Raw genomic sequence first — 15,636 nt, 5'->3', positions numbered from 1 at the left:
CGGTCTGCTTCCTGCTTCCGGAAGCGATGTCCGCTGGAGAAGGCCCCGCACACCTGCCCCGGTCACCACCGCGACGTGTCCTCTCCCGTGCAGCGCATCCGGGCACTTCCGGTCACTCGGTCCGCCCAACGGCGGGCCGGGCCCGGCCGAACCGGCCGACTTTGTCGATCACGTCGTCGCTGTAGAGCCGGATGGCCTGCTCCAGGGCGAACTCCGCCATGTACGAGCGAAAGGCCTCAGGCGGTTCCTCGGCGAGGTTCAGCATCCGCCGGTTGGCGAGGACGGCCTGACCGTCGAGCCGCGCCAGACTGCGCTCGATCGCGGTGTCCATCTCGGACGGCTCCACGACCTCGTCGACCAGGAGCCGCGCGGTCGGCTCCGTCGCCCAGATCCGGCGCCCGCCGAGAATGACCTGCCGGGAAAGCCGCGGCCCGACGTACCGGCTGAACCGGAAGTTGGCGGCACCCGGAATGATCCCCTCCTTCGCGGCCGGGAGGCTGAGGAAGGCGTCGGACGAGGCCAGCACATGGTCGAACGCCAGCAACAGCTGGGCGCCACCGCCGATGGCGAAACCGTCCACGGCGGCGACCCACGGCTTCTCTGTCCGGGGGGAGCGCCAGTGGCCCGGGTGGTCGGTGAGTATGCCCCGGACGAGCTTGTGGATGTACCCGAGTTCGCGCCGCAGCAGGAAGCCGACCAGCGGAATGTCGCCGGAGCTGAGCTTTTTGAGGTTGATGCCCGCGCTGAACACCCGCCTGCCACGGTAGCGGGGGTGGCTCATTTCCCCGCCGCGCAGCAGCCCCACCCGCACGGCGGGATCGAGCAGAGCGAGGTCGACGGCGGTCTCCATGTCGTCGACCTGCGCACTGTCCTCGGCGTTCAGACAGTCGTCCCGGAGCATGGTCACCCGGGCCACGGCGTCGTCCCGCCGCTCCAGCCGCAGCGTCTCCAGCTCCACGACGCCGCTGCTCACGAAGCCCGGCAGGAGTCGCAGGGCACGCGGCGTCGGCCGGAGCATGGCGTCGAGTAGATGCGGACCGGACGACGGTGAACGCAGGACCGCCCGCACGAAGATGCCCTGGTCGATCTCGTGGCCTTCCTTGCCGGCCTGTTCCCGCCCCCGCTCGGACGCGAGCTGCGCGGGCGTCGGCACCAGGCCGGGAAAGGCGGTGGCGGCGGCGTCGAGCAGTTCCTCGAGCCCCAGGGCGGTCGTACGGCCGTCGGTCAGCCGGTCGTACACGGTGGCGACGTGTGCGTCAAGGAACCGGACGCGCAGGGACCGGATCGTGTCCCTTGCGGCGGCGAGCTCAGCTCGCTGTTCGGCAGAGCGCGCAGCCGGCTCCGGCAGTGCGGCCACCATGTCCTCGACCCGCAGCGCGGCTTCGGAGACGGTGGACCAGATGTCACGCATATCCGCCTGCGGCGGCAGTACGCTCGTCATGGCGCCGGCGCCTCCTTCGCCGTCTCATGCCGCAGGGCGCGGTCGCAGGCGGCCAGGTGAGCGCCCAGAGCGTCCTCGAAGCTCGTCGTCGTCGCGTCGAACAGCAACTGGCGCCTGATGGCCACCTCCTTGCCGGACATACCGCTGGCCAGTCCGGCGGCGGCCGCGACCGCGGCCGCGGGATCCTCCACCAACTCGTCGGCGATGCCCAGCGCCAGGGCTTCGGGCGCCTCGATCGGCAGGCCGAACAGCACGGCGCGTCGGATCCGCGCGGCACCGGCGAACTGGACGAGCCGGTAGCCGGCCATGCCGGGCCAGGTGCCTGCGGCGCCACGCGGGACCAGCAGCCGTGTCCCGGGTGTCGTCACCCGGACGTCGGCGGCCAGGAACGCGTCGAGGGCCGTACCGCCGCAGTCCATGCGGGCCACCGAGACTGTGGCCATGGGGAGGCGCTCCAACCGCCGTAGCGCGCGCTCCCACTTGGTGATCAACGTCACGTCCAGGCCGAGAGTCCAGTCACCGGCCGGGGTTCCGGTGGCGTCCACGATCACGATGCCGTCGCCACCCCGGTCCTCCGCCTGGTCGCAGAGGGCTCCGAGGGCCTTGACGGTGGTGGGCGACAGCCGCTCGGTCCCGTCGATACTGATCGTGAGTGCGTGATCCCCGACGTGCTCCGGCCTCACCAACGGACCAGCGCAGTCTCTATGGTGGAGCCAGGTCCCATGGTCATGAGTACTCCGTAGTCGCCCGGTCGAGCGGTGTCTTCTTCGAGGAGTCGTTCGTAGGAGAACAGGAACGAGCCGCTGGAGACGTTGCCGTGGTCGCGCAGCACGCCGATGGTGTGCCGTACGTCGTGACGGGTCAGCCCGAGGTTGACCACGACGGCGTTGATCACCTTCTTGCCGCCGGAGTGGACCAGCCAGTGCCGGATGTCACTCCTGCGCAGGCCCGTGCCCGCGAGCAGGCGGTCGACGACGATCTCGGCGTGCGCGCCCACCACGTAGGGAATGTGCGGGTCGAGGAAGAAGCTGAACCTGCCCTGGGTACGGTCCCAGTCGTAGCGCATGGCGTCGACCGCGTCCGGGATGATGCAGCTGGCGAAGTCGAGGACGGCGGGCGAGCGGGCGCCGTCCCGCAGGTCCTGCTGCTGGGCCGCGATGAGCGCGACGGCCGCCGCGCCGTCCCCGAAGAGGCTGTTGACGACCGCCGTCCGCATCGTTGAGTCCACTGCGTAGGCGGCGGAGCATGCCTCTACGCACAGGACGACGGCGAGTTCGCCGGGATGGGCCATGGACCAGCCGGCCACGACCCCCAGGGCGTTGAGCCCCGCGTTGCACCCCATGCCGACGATGTCGGTCCGGCCGCAGTGGCGGTCGATGCCCAGCTCGTGGATGAGGAGTGCGCTGAGCCCCGGGGTGAGGAATCCCGTGGACGTCACACAGCACAGGTGACGAAGGTCGGACAGGTCGGCGCCCACCTGTTTCAAGCACGCGCGCAGCGCCTCTGCGCCCATCTCGATCGCCAACGCCTTGTGTTTGTCGAGCAGGTCGCCCTGCTCCTCCGGGAGCCGGGCCCCGTGGCCGTCCTCGGGAGGCAGCGCGAGGCTGCGCCTTTCGATCGCGCTGTTGAGAAAGACGGACCGCACCCTGGGGTCGGTGATCTTGAGGGCGTCCAGCACCTCCCGCTGGGAGTAGGAGGTTGCGGTCACGGCCGTACCCACCCCGGCGATCCGGGGCCGGGTGGGGAATACCGGGTGGCGGCCCTCGGCCGCGGGGCGGCCGGTGCTCAGCACCGCGGGGTCCAGGACCTCGCCGAGGACCTCGGGCAGGTCGGTGTCGATGGTCATCGGAAGGTCCACCCCCACATACGGGGTTTGCTCCGCGGTTGTGGTGCAGCGCCGAACGTGTTCACGGTCTCTTCCTTTCGGGCTTTTCCCCCGGGTGGGCCGGCTCGTGGCGGCTTGCCGTCCTGTACGGATCGAGCCGCCCCGCCGGGCGCCGCTGCCGGGCGGCGCGGATCAGTTGTTCGCCTGGTTCTTCTCCATGGCCTGGACAAGGCTTTTCGGCCGCATGTCGGTCCACGCGGACTCGATGTAGTCGAGGCACTCTTGGCGCCCCGCCTCGCCGAAGACCGTCTTCCACCCGCCAGGGACCTCGGCGAAGACCGGCCAGAGCGAATACTGCTCCTCCTCGTTCATCAGCACCAGGAATTGCGCGTCGGCATCATCGAAGGGATTCGCCACGGAATTTTCCTTTCTCTGGAGTGAATTGACTTCGTACAGGCAGGCAAGGCAACTATGACGGAGCGCCGGGCCCGCATCAACAGTGAGCCATGAGACGTCAAAGGGCGGTGCTCAACTGCGCCACCGCCTCAGTTGAACAGCCCGGGCGGGCGGTCGGTGTAAAGCGCGGTGACCCTTTTCAAGGGGTCTGAAAACCGGATCGCTGCAAAGGAAAATGGACTCCCTCGCCATCCGGACGCAATGTGACCGGAGGCTCGGGAGAAAGACGACTGAGTGGGAGACCGCGCCGGTCACGCCTCCGCCACGAGCACATGCTGTCCGAGCACCTGCCCTCCGACCTCGGTGGGAGCGAGCACGGCGACACGGCGGAAGCCGGCCTCGGTCAGCAGGGCCCGCCAGGTCTCCGCGTCGGCCAGCGGTGAGCGGGGGATACGCACGGCGCGGTCCTGCGAGAGCCACCACCCCTCCAGGAGTCCGAACGTCATCGTGGTGAACAGCAGCGGGTTGGTGATCTCCCGGAGCACCAGCCAGCCTCCGTCGCGCAGGAGCCCGCGCACGATCGCGAGGGTGCTTCGCAGGTTCTTCGTGGCGTGCAGGACGTTGGCGGCTACGACGATGTCGAACTCGCCGGCGTCGAAGCCCTGTGCGGCGGGGTCGCTCTCGATGTCCAGGCGCCGGAACTCCATGCCGGTGTACTTCGTGCCGAACCGCCGCTGACCGTGGCGCAGGAAGCTGGGGGAGACGTCCGTGTAGACATAGGTGAGCCCGTCCGTGCCGGGCGGTACCGTCGCGAGGATCTGGGCGGCTGAACCGCCCGTTCCGGCCCCCGCCTCCAGCAGCCGGGGCGGGGCGGACCCGGTGTGCGTTCCGACCCGGGCGGCGACCGCCTCTGCGGCGAGCTGGTTGAGCCGGTCGGAGACGGGGTCACCGCGGTAGACGCCCTCGACCAGTTCCATCGACCAGCCCGGGAACAGCACCGACGTGGGTTTGGCCTCCCCTCGTAGCAGCCGCGGGTACTGGGCCAGGCATGCCTGGACCAGCCGCATCTGCGCGCTCACCTCCGGGTGGCGCGCCACAAGCCGGGCGCTCTCGGCGGCGAGGTCGCGGCTGTGTGTCTCCTCGACGGCCGACGTGGCCCGGAACACCTCGCCGTCCTGCTCCAGCAGTCGTGCGTCCACCAGGGCGGCGAGCAGTGCCTCCCACAACTCGCGGTGCTGCGGGGCGATGCCCAATTCGTCGGTTTGGTCGACGCGCCACTCCTGCCCGGCCTGCCGGAAGACGCCCATACGCTGGATCGCCTCAAGCAGCAGGCGGAGGCTGAGTTCGTCCCGGCGCGACCAGCTCTCGACGAGTGCGGCCCCGTCCGGCACCGGTGCCGACTCGCGCGAGGCCAGCGGATCCCAGACGGGATCGTCGCCGGTCGCCGCCGCGGCATCCACGACTGTGTTCATGAGAACCATGCCTTCCAGTTCGCTTGCTGCGGGCCATTGCACTAGCAGCGGGTAAGGACGAGGGCTGCGTTCTGGCCGCCGAAACCGAACGAGTTGCTGAGGGCGGCCTCGACGGCCATGGGACGTGCGGCCTTCGCGACCACGTCCAGCCCGATGCCGGGGTCCAGGGACGTCAGGTTGGCCGTGGGCGGCACGCTGCCGTGCAGGACGGTCAGTGCGGTGAGCGCGGCCTCGATGGCACCCGCCGCGCCCAGGGTGTGCCCGGTGGCCCCCTTGGCCGAGGTGAGCACCGGGTGGTCGCCGAGCAGCCGGCGCATGGTCCGGGCCTCGGTGGCGTCGTTGAGCGGCGTGGCCGTACCGTGCGCGTTGACGTGGTCGATCTCCTTCGGCGAAAGTCCGGCGTCCCGGAGTGCCGTCGTCACCGCGCGGTCGATGCCGAGACCTTCGGGGTCGGGCACGTTGGGATGGGTCGCGTCGGCGGAGGCACCATAGCCACTGATCAGGGCGTGCGTCCGCGCGCCGCGTCCGGCGGCGTGCTCCGGGCGCTCCAGGACAAGCACCGCGGCGCCCTCACCGATGACGAACCCGTCCCGGTCGGCATCGAACGGCCGGGAGGCGGTGGAAGGACTGTCGCATCGTCGCGAGAGTGCCCCCATCCGGGCGAACGGCGCTACGACGAGCGGACAGGTGGCCGCCTCGGCACCACCGGCCAGAACGATGTCGCACAGTCCTGAGCGAAGCAGTTCGCGGCCGGTGCCGACCGCGGTGGCACCGGACGCGCAGGCCGTGGAGACGACGAAGTTGGGGCCCGCCGCGCCGAGATCAATGGCGATCTCCCCGGCGACCATGTTCACGCCGGCCTGCGGGATGAGCCGTGGCGAGACGTGTTCCGGGCCCCTGTCGGTCAGCACACGGCTCTCGCGTTCCCAGGCGGACATGCCGCCCAGGGCGGTACCCATCACCACTGCGACCCGTGCGGGGTCCCACGCCGACGTGTCGAGCCGGGCGTCGGTGACCGCCTCGCGCGCCGCCACCAGACCGAACTGCGCGTACCGGTCGAGACGGAAGGCGATCCGGCGTCCCAGCCGTCTGTCGGCGTCGAAGTCGGGCACGCGGTAGGAGAAGTCGACGGGTACTCCCGCCAGCGCGGGGTCGGTGCTCGCATTCGACTCTCCCGCCGAGACCCCGCGCCAGGTCGCGGCAGTACCGATGCCCGCCGCGGTCACCAGTCCGAGGCCGGTGACCGCGACGTCGAAGCGACCGCGTGCGGCGGGCATCAGACACGCACGCCTTTCCTGGCCAGGAGCGCCGCGGCCGTCCGTACGGTGTGGTCGGCGGTGAAGTCGTCGTCGCCGACCGGGACGCCGAACTCCTCCTGGGCGATCATGGCCAGCTCGACGAGACTGATGGAGTCGATCTGCAGGTCCCCGAACGTGGTGTTCGGGTCGGTGATGGCGGGATCCACGCCGAACCTGGAGGTCAGCAGCGCGGCCAGACGTTCTTCGATGCCGTTCACGGAAGTCTCCTCAGGGATGGGCGAACAGGTGTGGCGGGCTGCTCAGTGCACGACGACCTCCGGCCAGACGAGCGCGGCGGACCCCCAGGTGGCGCCACCTCCGAAGGCGGTCAGGAGGACCCGGTCGCCGGCCTGCAGCGACGTGCCGGCGGCATCGGCCAGGGCCAACGGAATGGAAGCGGCAGCGGTGTTGCCCACCCGCTCGATGTTGGTGACGCGGCGGTTCTTCGGGATGCCCAGCCGTTCGCCGACGGCGTCGATGATCCGGAGGTTGGCCTGGTGGGCGACGAGGCAGTGCACGTCGTCAGGTGCCCAGCCGGCGCGCTCCAGGACCGTCAGGGACGACTCGGTCATCCGGTCGACCGCGGTGCGGAATACCGACCTGCCGTTCATCGTGAAGTACCCGGCCCGAAGCGATGTCGGATCGGCCGACCGCGAACGGGAACCGCCCTCAGCCACCATGATCAGCTCGCTGAGGGTGCCGTCGCTGCCCAGGTCCACCGGGCCGAGTGCCCCCCGTTCGCTCGCGTTCCCGGCACGCAGGACGACCGCCCCGGCGCCGTCGCCGAAGATGACGCGGGTGGAGCGGTCCGCCGGGTCGAGGAGGGTGGAGAAGGTGTCGGCGCCGATGAGGAGCACGGTGCCTGCGGTGCCGAGGCTGATCAGCCCGGCGGCGGCCGCCAGCCCGTAGACGAATCCGCTGCACACCGCCCCGAGGTCGAAGGCGGGGATTCCGGCGGCGCCGAGCCGGGCGGCGACCTCCGGGGCGGTGGCCGGGCACGGCCGATCCGGCGTGGTCGTCGCGAGCACCACGCAGTCGACCCGGGTCACGCCCGCGGACTTCATGGCCCGGGCGCCCGCCTCGGCCGCCAGGTCGGCGGTGGCCGTCCCCGGGTCGACGACGTGCCGCTCCCGGACACCGGTACGGCTGATGATCCAGGCGTCCGAGGTGTTCAGTTCGGTGCTCAGGTCGTCGTTGGTGACCGTCCTCGGCGGTACGAAGGCTCCCAGCCCGGACAGGACGGCGGTGCGCGGACCCTGCGGCGTCATGGCTCCCATACGGCCTCTCCTTCCAGCCGGGCCCCGGTGGCCGCGTCGCCTGCTCGCTTGGGACAACTACCGCCCACCGAGCGGCCGGAGGGGCCTTCGGAGGTCCTGCGGTGCCGGGCACAGGGGGCTTCGGACAGCACCTGACACGCGTCGAAGACGGTTGCCGTCGATCGCAGTGTCCGGCGAGCGGGCCGGCGTCGCGCTGGGCCGGTCATGTCCAACCGCCTCGGCCGTAGAGCCGGTTCATGCCCATACGGCAGGCCTGCGACAGTTCCGCCCACTCGTCCGCGCCGAGTTCGGCGCGGGCGTCCACGCGGCGGGAGATCTGCGCTGCCTGCCGCGCCTCCCGGGCCGGATCGCGGCCGACTTGGAGGAAGTCGTGGAAGGCGGCGATGACCTTCTGCGGTTCGTCCACCAGATCGCGGTAGTCGATCTCCAGCAGGCGGGATGCGTCGGACAGCACGGGCAGTCCCTCCGCGACGACGGCCGACCACATCAGGCCGTAACGGCTCAACGGCACCTCGTGGCCTTCGAAGGCGTCCTTCGTCAGCCGGTCGGGAGTGAGGTCGGCCAGCGGGCCGTCCACGGGCGTGTGGCCGGGTCCGTGGCCGTCCTCGGCATAGGGGTCGTAGCCGAACGCCGTGGTCAGGTCCGCCTGGATCGCGCTGAGCCGGAAGCGCGCATGACGGCTCATCGACAGCGCGCACTCGCGGCCGTCCCGGTACACGTGCACGACGAGGGCTTGGGGGAACAGCCGCAGCAGCGCCGCCGCCTGCCCCAGCGATCCGCCCGAGCGCTCGACCACCACGGAGGGCTGCCGGTCCCGCGCGAGCATCGCGAACAGCCACCAAAGGTGCTCGGACAGCGGCTGCCTCGGCAGTGCGCGTGCCCCGGCCTCCAACTCCTCGTACAGGTCGTCCGGACGGTCCGTCAGATGCGGCAGGGTGACGCCCGCCAGCGGTGGGAGACCGGCCGGCCAGGCGAAGCGGTTCGCGCCGTCGCGCGGGTGGAAGAGCGGATAGAGCACCTCGGGCGCCACCTTGAAGCGCAGCAGGGCGCTGTCCGCCCGGTGCGGCGTGGCAATCAGCCGCCAGAACTCGCCGCCCTCCATGTCCCGTTCGGTGAGATCACGCCCGCGCAGGCCGGCGAACAGCTCCGAGACGCTCAGCACCTCCGGATGCCCGCGCAGAATCTCTGACAGCGCTGTCGACCCGCACCTGCCGGTGCCCAGCACCAGACACATCGGCGGGCGCGCGGACGGCTCCCAGGCCAGGGCCGTGCTTCCCACATCACCTGTCACCGCGGGCACCCTCATCGCACCGCCCCTGCGGCCGGCGCGACGTCCGCGGCCGGTTCGGCCTCGTCGTCGCTCCGTTCGGTCTCCCAGGTGACCAGAAGTCGTGACAGGCCACGGGTGGCAAGGCCCTCCTTCCACACCACCGGCTCGGGGACGTCCGCGAGGCGCAGGGTAGGGAACCGCTCGAACAGCCGGGCCAGGGTGACGCGCAGCTGAAGGGTCGCAAGCGGTGCTCCCAGACAGCGGTGCGGGCCGTGTCCGAAGGCGATATGCCCCGGACTGCGGTCCTCCAGGACCAGGTGTTCCGGTTTGTGGAACACCTTCTCGTCGCGGTTTGCGTGCAGGAACGAGACGACGACCGCCTCGCCGGCCCGGACAGTGACCTCGCCGAGTGCCACCGATTCGAGCGCGACGCGCGGGAAGCTGATGAGCGATGCCGGGTTGAGCCGCATCGTCTCCTCGACGGCGAAGGGCAACAGGTCCGGCTCGGCCGACAGTTCCCACGACACCTCCGGATCCGACAGGACGGAGAGCACGGTGAGACCCAGTTGACCGATCGTGGACTGGAACCCGGCCATCAGGAGCGTGAGTCCCATGGTGAGCATCTCCGAACGGGACATCTCACCGCGGTGGTGCTCGCCGATCAGCGAGCTGAGCAGGTCATCCTGCGGACTGCGAGCCTTGGCATCCAGCAGCTTCCCCATGTAGCGGACCAGCTCGAGTCGGCGTAGGTACTGGGTCTCCGGATCGGCCTCGATGTCGAACAGCACCTCCACCCAGCCGCCGAACCGTTCGCTGTCCTCCTTCGGCACGCCAAGCAGTCCGCACAGCACAGTCAGCGGCAGATGCTCCGCGAACTCCGAGATGAAGTCCGCCGGTTGGGGCGCGGCGGCCATCCGGTCCAGGAGCGTGTCGGTCAGTTCCTGCACCAACGGCTCCAGCGCGGCGATCCGGTGGGAGGTGAACGACTTGGCCGTGGTGCGCCGCAGTCTTGCGTGGTCGGCGCCGTCCATGCTCATCACCGACTCCGGGACGGGCTGCGCATCCAGCAGTTTCGGCGCGTCCGCGGCGACTGCCCCGGACCGGCTGAACCGGCGGTCGGTCAGTACCAGACGGGCCAGCGCGTAGTCCCGCACCAGCCACATCCGGTCCCCGGTCGGGGCGACGACGGAGGTCACGGCCTGCGGCACGGACCGGCAGGCCTCGGGCAGTGGACCTATGCGGTGCATGCCGTGCACTGTCATCGGCGCGTCCTTCCTCGCTCAGTGGGGTGATGGGGTACGGGACATCGGAGGGTGGCCTACGCCGAGGTGAACGCGAGCACCACGTTGTGCCCGCCGAAACCGGATGAGTTCGTCAGGACCGCGTCTCCCGGGCGCAACCGCAACTCCCGTGCCTCGGTGGCGATGTCGAGTCCCTCGACGGCCTGCTGGTCGGGGTCGTGAAGGTTGGCGGTCGGCGGCACCACGCCCTCGCACAGGGTGCGGATCGCCGCAATCGCCTCGAAGGCCCCTGAGCCTCCGACCATGTGCCCGGTCAGTGACTTCGGTGCCGTCACCACCGCCCCCGGCAGGGCGACACCGAGCGCCAGGCGCAGAGCGGTGGCCTCCGCCGCGTCGCCCACCTGCGTGGATGTCGCGTGCGCACTGACGTGCACCACGTGGTGGGGGGTGAGGTGCGCGTCGTCCAGAGCCCGGCGCATGGCCGCGGCAAGACCCGCACCCTCCGGATGCGGGATGGCGATGTGGTGCGCGTCGGAGGAGTACCCGACCCCGGCGGCCACCGCGTGGACCGCGGCACCACGCCGGGCGGCGTGCTCGGCCGATTCGAGTACGACGATCCCCGCGCCCTCGGCCAGCACGAACCCGTCCCTGGCCCGGTCGAACGGCCGTGACGCGGCGTTGGGATCGTCGCACCGGGACAGCGCGCCCATGACCGAGAACAGTGCCCCCCACATCGGGGTCACCGACGACTCGGTGCCGCCGGCCAGGACGACATCGGCCCGCCCGGAACGGATCATGTCGACGCCGAGGCCGATCGCTTCCGCCCCTGAAGCGCAGGCGCTGTTGGCGGTGTGGGTCCCGGCCTCGGCCCCGAACTCGATGCCGACCCAGCCCGCCGCGGCGTTGGGCATGGCCCGGGGAGCGGTGTACGGGGCCATCCGGCGCCAGCCGCGCTCCCGCAGGACGTCGTGTCCGTCGAGCAGCGATATATGGCCGCCGAGAGCCGTCCCGACCGAGACGCCGAGCCGCTCCCGGGGCACGTCCGGTGCACCCGCGTCCTGCCAGGCCTCCCGGGCGGCGACCAACGCCAGGTGGGCGCTGCGGTCCATCAGGCGCAGCTCCGCGGCGCTCAGCAGCGACGACGGGTCGACGGCGGCGACACCGCCGATCCGGACCGGGAGGTCCTGCGGCCAGTCGTCCAGTCGGCGGACGCCTGATTTCCCGGCGAGCAGGGCCGACCACGCGGAGGGCACGTCCCCGCCCAGCGGTGTGGTCGCGCCGAGGCCGGTCACGACGATCCGCCGGTCAGCACTGGCCATGAGCACTCTCCTCCTCGTCGGTGCCGGAACGGCCGGATGCGGAGGCGGGATGGCCGTCGAGTGCGCGGCGGGAAGCCGTCTCCAGGGCGAGCCGGTCGTAGCGGCGCGCCAGGTAGGTGAGGGAGTCGAGGAACGCGGCGGAGTCGGACCGGTGGATCGCGGTACCGGGCGCCGGCCGGGCCCGGATCGGCATCTGGCCGGTGTCCGCCCAGCGCAGCCGCCCGTCGGGGCCGAGCCGGCCTCGGCTGAGCCCTGCGTTGTCCGGGTGGAGGCAGTACGGGATGTCGAGGTAGCCGCGCTCGAAGGCGATCGTCAGCGCCCGGCCGATGTCGGGGTGGAGGTCGAGGACCGCGCCGACCAGCGTGCGCGCCTCGTCCAGGATCCCCGTCTCGAAGGCCGCGTCCGCCTTACGGACCGCCGCGTCCGGCGGCACCGCGCGGGCCGCACGCTCCAGGGCGGCGACGTTCTCCGCGACCGTGGGGATGCGGTAGGCCTCGGCGACGGTCTTGACGATGAGGCGTTCCGCCCCGGTGGCCGCAGCGAGTTCGGCCGCGGCGTCCAGTAGTAGTCCGCACCCGCCGGGAGTGCGGGGGGCCATGCCCATGTACGCGTACACGACGATGTGCCAGTCGACGTCGGGCAGCAGTTCCCGCGCGAGAGTCCTGAGTGCCCTGACGGCTTCCTGGTCGTCTGCGGCGTGGGTCTGCTGGGCGTAACTGAGCGAGATGTCGCGCAGGCCCTGAGCACGGAAGAACATCGCCTCCAGCACGCTGAGCGCGACGAGCAGACCGGGCGGGCACAACTGCCCCATCAGACAGCCGCCGAAGGTCTCCAGGTGGGGCTCGGCCCCCGGCGCCCGGTGCCGCAGCAGGATCTCGCAGGACTCCTCCCAGTTGCGCACGGACTCACGCAGCGGAACGCGCCCGTAGGGCAGGCAGTAGGAGACCGGGCCGCCTTCTGTGGAGTGCAGTCCGGCCCGGACGGAGGCGGTCACGATGTGCTGCGGAGCGGCGGAGCCGTGCCGTACCTGGATGGGAAATCCGGTGTCGGCGACGCCGTCGAGCAGGGCGCGGGTGGTCCGTGCGGAGTGGGTGGCGATGGGATAGCCGTTGAGCTCGACGCCGTCCTTGACGGCACGCCGGGCCGAGCCGAGGTCGCGCAGCCGCGTGAAGCTGTCCACGGTGATGGTGCCGACCGTGACCGCCGCCGCCCGCTTCGTGGCGAGCAACCCCTCCAGCATTCGGCGCGGGTCGCTCATACCCATGCGCGCCTGGACAACGAGGTCGCCCGACTCCCGGGCCCGGCGCACGAATCCGCTGAACGTGGCGCGCGTCGGCCGCGCGGGAGCCGGGCACGCCAGGGCGGCGGACGGATCGTGGGCGGTCATGGCCGGCCTCCTCGCTCCAGCGTCCGCAGGTACGAGCGGAAGCCGTCCGGCTCGTCGTCCTCGGTGAAGACGGCGTCGAACCCCGCCTCCAGCAGGCCGGGCAGATGTCGCGTGTCCTGCGACGTGCCGATGCCCAGTTTTCCCCCGATCACCACCCGGGTCCCGGACAACTCCGGGTGGGCGCGCAGCGCCGGGATCAGCTGCATCCCGTCGATCATCCCGTGGCCGTTGACGCTGCTCACCACGACCAGATCGGGCCGGTGCGTGCGGCAGTGTTCGACGAGGAGCGCGGCGGGGACACAGGCGCCCAGGTTGGTCACCTGATGCCCGAGTTCTTCGAGGACCAGATGGAGATACACGAGGTTCCAGGTGTGGGCGTCGGAGGGGGTACTGGAGACGACGACTCGGAGTGCGGTTGGCGACGAGCGATGCCCGGACGCGGGTGGTCCGGAGTGGCGATCAGGTCGTGGGACGTCTGCTCCGGCTTCCACGGCCACCTCTGAGCGCATTTTCGGCAACGGTATTTCACGTTGCGATCCACGAACCTGACGATGCGCCCATCAAAGCCCACGACGACTCACCTGGGAAGTCCGACGGTGTTCAATCGCCGCGGCGACGCAGTTGAACACCAAGGCGCCCGGGGGCGGGCCGCAGGCGTCTGCCGCGTATTGATCGGCTCGCTTGCCCCCGGTCATAATCGGACGGCCTGCGCGCCTCGTTCGAGGACAACGCGAAAACCGGTCTGTGCTTCGGCGGCAGAAATGAGGAATACGGCTTGTATGCGAGTGTTTCTGGTGCCGACGGCATACCGAAGCGGGCACGACATTACGAACTGGTCTGCTCCTACTGCGGTCTTCGGCAGGAAGACGACGGACTGATACTGGAATGCCGGGGAAATCATCCCCCGGCCCTGCTCACCACCCGCTACGACACCGCTGAGTTCAGCCCCAGGAGCGACCAGCAGGGTCTGTTCCGCTACCAGGACTGGCTGCCGGTCGCCCGCATCCTGCCGGGTGCGGGCGGGCCAGTCGTGTACCGCAGCCGGGGGCTGGCCTCCGTGCTGGGCATGCCGAACCTCTGGATCGCTTTCAACGGCTACTGGCCCGAGCGGGGCGCGCGGCTGCACACGGGGACGTTCAAGGAGTACGAGGCGTACACCGTGCTCGGTCGGCTCGCCGCCGACCGGACCGTCCTGACCACGGCCTCCTCCGGAAACACCGGCGCCGCGTTCGCCTGGGCCTGTTCCCGCACCCGGACCCCGTGCCTGGTGCTGGTCCCGAAGAAGGGCCTGGCGCGGATGCGGTTCTCGGAACCGCTGCGCCCCTGCGTGAACCTCGTGGTGATCGACGACGGAGATTATCCGGACGCCATCGCGCTCGCGGACGCCGTCGCACGCCTGCCCTCCTTCCAGATCGAGGGCGGTATCCGCAACGTGGGCCGCCGCGACGGCCTGGCGACCGTGCTGCTGGCCGCGTACGAGGTCATGGAGCGGCTGCCCGCGCACTACTTCCAGGCGGTCGGCAGCGGCACCGGCGCCATAGCGGTCCTGGAAGCGGCGAAAAGACTTGCCCGACCGGCCGGTGAGCCCTTGCCGGCGCTCCGGTTGTGTCAGAACCGCCCGTTCACCCCGATCCATGACGCCTGGAATCGGAATCCCGCGTTCACCGCAGGAGTCTCTCCACAGCGCTACCGGGACGTCATCCGGAACGTGCACGCCGACGAGCTGACGAACTGGGCACCGCCCTACGAAGTCCGCGGCGGGGTGCGCGACGCGCTGCAGGAGAGCCGGGGCGACGTGCTGACCGCCGACAACGCGGCCGTTGTCGCGGCGCGCAGGACGTTCCTGGAGCGGGAGGGGATCGACATCGAGCCGGCTGCGGGCGTGGCCGTCGCCTGTCTGCTCGACGCCGTCGCGAACGGGACCGTGGAGCGGGACGCCGTGGTCCTGGTCAACATCACCGGCGGGGGCCGGCTCCGGCAGGCCGACGACCAGCGACTGGTGCCCGCCGAGCCCGGACTCCGGGTCAGCGTGAAGACGGCCGGTCCGGATACGGTGCGGGAGATCGCCGCCATGTGTCTGTCCTCAGCGGCTTCCGGGTGATGCGCGTTGCCGTACGTGCACCCCGAATGCACGTCTGTCACCAGGGTGAGCGGCACCGCCGGCGTCGAATTCCACAGGCTTCAAACACCGCAAGCACGATTTGCGATCCGAACAAAGAGCAAGAGCGTGCGACCAATTGGCCGCGCACTCCACTACATTGATCCCGGCGGCTGATTCTGAGTCGCGGGCCAGTATCCCAAAGCCCGGCCGTGATACGTGGGCGATTGTGAAGGAGAAGACGCACCGTGAACGAATTGACTCAGCGCCTGAGTGAAGGTGAACATCCGGTCGTCATGGGGGGTCCGGAACCGTCCGTGGAGGAACTGCGCAAACGCATCGAGGAGTTCCAGCACGTGAGCATCAAGTTCACCGGAACGCGCGGTGGTACCGACCTCGGCGTCCGGCTGGACCTCGCGGCGACCGACACGGGCTCGGCCGATTTCGACAAGGGCGCCGGCGTTGTGCACGTCGAGGGGACGCTCAACCTGAACGGCGACGACGTCCGCTGTGTCGCCGACCTGGATCTCGCGACGCTCGCCGGAACCGGCCGTCTGGTGGTCGTGCAGCCGACGGGATCCTGACTGACCCAGCGTCCGCGGTCCCGGTCTT

At 70.5% G+C, this 15,636-nt stretch carries 15 protein-coding genes; 2 read left to right on the top strand and 13 right to left on the bottom strand.

The genetic code is table 11. From position 1 onward, the window contains the following. Nucleotides 1–112 precede the first annotated feature (112 nt). From dpgC to ACYF6T_RS40965, 13 genes are all read right to left on the bottom strand, one after another. Nucleotides 113–1,441 (bottom strand): (3,5-dihydroxyphenyl)acetyl-CoA 1,2-dioxygenase DpgC, encoded by a 1,329-nt coding sequence (dpgC, locus tag ACYF6T_RS41025; RefSeq protein WP_461703066.1) that lies wholly within the window; start codon nt 1,439–1,441, stop codon nt 113–115. Beyond that, nucleotides 1,438–2,124 carry an enoyl-CoA-hydratase DpgB gene (gene dpgB / locus ACYF6T_RS41020; protein ID WP_461703077.1) on the bottom strand — a complete coding sequence of 229 codons (687 nt, stop codon included), beginning with the start codon at nt 2,122–2,124 and terminating at the stop codon, nt 1,438–1,440. Before dpgB ends, dpgC begins: the two co-directional genes overlap by 4 nt. After that, a complete protein-coding gene (gene dpgA, locus ACYF6T_RS41015) occupies nt 2,121–3,287 on the bottom strand; it encodes a 3,5-dihydroxyphenylacetyl-CoA synthase DpgA (protein ID WP_461703065.1) in 1,167 nt (388 codons plus the stop codon). Before dpgA ends, dpgB begins: the two co-directional genes overlap by 4 nt. A gap of 171 nt (nt 3,288–3,458) precedes the next feature. Next, nucleotides 3,459–3,683, bottom strand: a complete 225-nt coding sequence (locus ACYF6T_RS41010) for an MbtH family protein (RefSeq protein WP_461703064.1) — start codon at nt 3,681–3,683, stop codon at nt 3,459–3,461. A gap of 290 nt (nt 3,684–3,973) precedes the next feature. Continuing rightward, entirely contained in the window at nt 3,974–5,134 is a 1,161-nt protein-coding gene (locus ACYF6T_RS41005; RefSeq protein ID WP_461703063.1) for a methyltransferase, read from the bottom strand. 41 nt (nt 5,135–5,175) lie between these two features. Continuing rightward, nucleotides 5,176–6,411 carry a beta-ketoacyl-[acyl-carrier-protein] synthase family protein gene (locus ACYF6T_RS41000; RefSeq protein WP_461703062.1) on the bottom strand — a complete coding sequence of 412 codons (1,236 nt, stop codon included), beginning with the start codon at nt 6,409–6,411 and terminating at the stop codon, nt 5,176–5,178. Next, nucleotides 6,411–6,650, bottom strand: a complete 240-nt coding sequence (locus ACYF6T_RS40995; RefSeq protein WP_461703061.1) for an acyl carrier protein — start codon at nt 6,648–6,650, stop codon at nt 6,411–6,413. Before ACYF6T_RS40995 ends, ACYF6T_RS41000 begins: the two co-directional genes overlap by 1 nt. Nucleotides 6,651–6,692: 42 nt before the next feature. After that, the gene (locus tag ACYF6T_RS40990) at nt 6,693–7,709 is read right to left on the bottom strand and encodes a beta-ketoacyl-ACP synthase III (RefSeq protein ID WP_461703060.1); all 1,017 of its coding nucleotides are present in this window, start codon (nt 7,707–7,709) and stop codon (nt 6,693–6,695) included. A 202-nt stretch (nt 7,710–7,911) separates the two neighbouring features. Then, nucleotides 7,912–9,000, bottom strand: a complete 1,089-nt coding sequence (locus tag ACYF6T_RS40985) for a sulfotransferase (RefSeq protein WP_461703059.1) — start codon at nt 8,998–9,000, stop codon at nt 7,912–7,914. Nucleotides 9,001–9,011: 11 nt separating this feature from the next. Then, nucleotides 9,012–10,010 carry a cytochrome P450 gene (locus ACYF6T_RS40980; protein WP_461703058.1) on the bottom strand — a complete coding sequence of 333 codons (999 nt, stop codon included), beginning with the start codon at nt 10,008–10,010 and terminating at the stop codon, nt 9,012–9,014. Nucleotides 10,011–10,297: 287 nt separating this feature from the next. Further along, nucleotides 10,298–11,539 (bottom strand): beta-ketoacyl-[acyl-carrier-protein] synthase family protein, encoded by a 1,242-nt coding sequence (locus tag ACYF6T_RS40975; RefSeq protein ID WP_461703057.1) that lies wholly within the window; start codon nt 11,537–11,539, stop codon nt 10,298–10,300. Continuing rightward, nucleotides 11,526–12,926 (bottom strand): methylaspartate mutase, encoded by a 1,401-nt coding sequence (locus ACYF6T_RS40970; protein ID WP_461703056.1) that lies wholly within the window; start codon nt 12,924–12,926, stop codon nt 11,526–11,528. Before ACYF6T_RS40970 ends, ACYF6T_RS40975 begins: the two co-directional genes overlap by 14 nt. After that, complete coding sequence (locus ACYF6T_RS40965) at nt 12,923–13,285, bottom strand: cobalamin B12-binding domain-containing protein (RefSeq protein WP_461703055.1); 363 nt, start codon at nt 13,283–13,285, stop codon at nt 12,923–12,925. Before ACYF6T_RS40965 ends, ACYF6T_RS40970 begins: the two co-directional genes overlap by 4 nt. A 416-nt stretch (nt 13,286–13,701) precedes the next feature. Here ACYF6T_RS40965 and ACYF6T_RS40960 point away from each other — a divergent pair, with 416 nt between their 5' ends. Both ACYF6T_RS40960 and ACYF6T_RS40955 read left to right on the top strand, forming a co-directional pair. Continuing rightward, a complete protein-coding gene (locus ACYF6T_RS40960; RefSeq protein ID WP_461703054.1) occupies nt 13,702–15,027 on the top strand; it encodes a cysteate synthase in 1,326 nt (441 codons plus the stop codon). 314 nt (nt 15,028–15,341) lie between these two features. Next, nucleotides 15,342–15,608 (top strand): hypothetical protein, encoded by a 267-nt coding sequence (locus ACYF6T_RS40955; protein ID WP_461703053.1) that lies wholly within the window; start codon nt 15,342–15,344, stop codon nt 15,606–15,608. Nucleotides 15,609–15,636: the final 28 nt, after the last annotated feature.

The organism is Streptomyces sp. 7R007 (genome assembly GCF_054850255.1).
The sequence above is the reverse complement of the archived record's forward strand: the minus strand, read 5'-3'. Positions and strand labels throughout refer to the sequence as shown.

Excerpts from the sequence above, each read along its gene's own strand:
- dpgC (WP_461703066.1), bottom strand. The coding sequence starts at position 1,441 with ATGACGAGCGTACTGCCGCCGCAGGCGGATATGCGTGACATCTGGTCC.
- dpgA (WP_461703065.1), bottom strand. The coding sequence starts at position 3,287 with ATGACCATCGACACCGACCTGCCCGAGGTCCTCGGCGAGGTCCTGGAC.
- ACYF6T_RS41005 (WP_461703063.1), bottom strand. The coding sequence starts at position 5,134 with ATGAACACAGTCGTGGATGCCGCGGCGGCGACCGGCGACGATCCCGTC.
- ACYF6T_RS41000 (WP_461703062.1), bottom strand. The coding sequence starts at position 6,411 with ATGCCCGCCGCACGCGGTCGCTTCGACGTCGCGGTCACCGGCCTCGGA.
- ACYF6T_RS40990 (WP_461703060.1), bottom strand. The coding sequence starts at position 7,709 with ATGGGAGCCATGACGCCGCAGGGTCCGCGCACCGCCGTCCTGTCCGGG.
- ACYF6T_RS40980 (WP_461703058.1), bottom strand. The coding sequence starts at position 10,010 with ATGGACGGCGCCGACCACGCAAGACTGCGGCGCACCACGGCCAAGTCG.
- ACYF6T_RS40975 (WP_461703057.1), bottom strand. The coding sequence starts at position 11,539 with ATGGCCAGTGCTGACCGGCGGATCGTCGTGACCGGCCTCGGCGCGACC.
- ACYF6T_RS40970 (WP_461703056.1), bottom strand. The coding sequence starts at position 12,926 with ATGACCGCCCACGATCCGTCCGCCGCCCTGGCGTGCCCGGCTCCCGCG.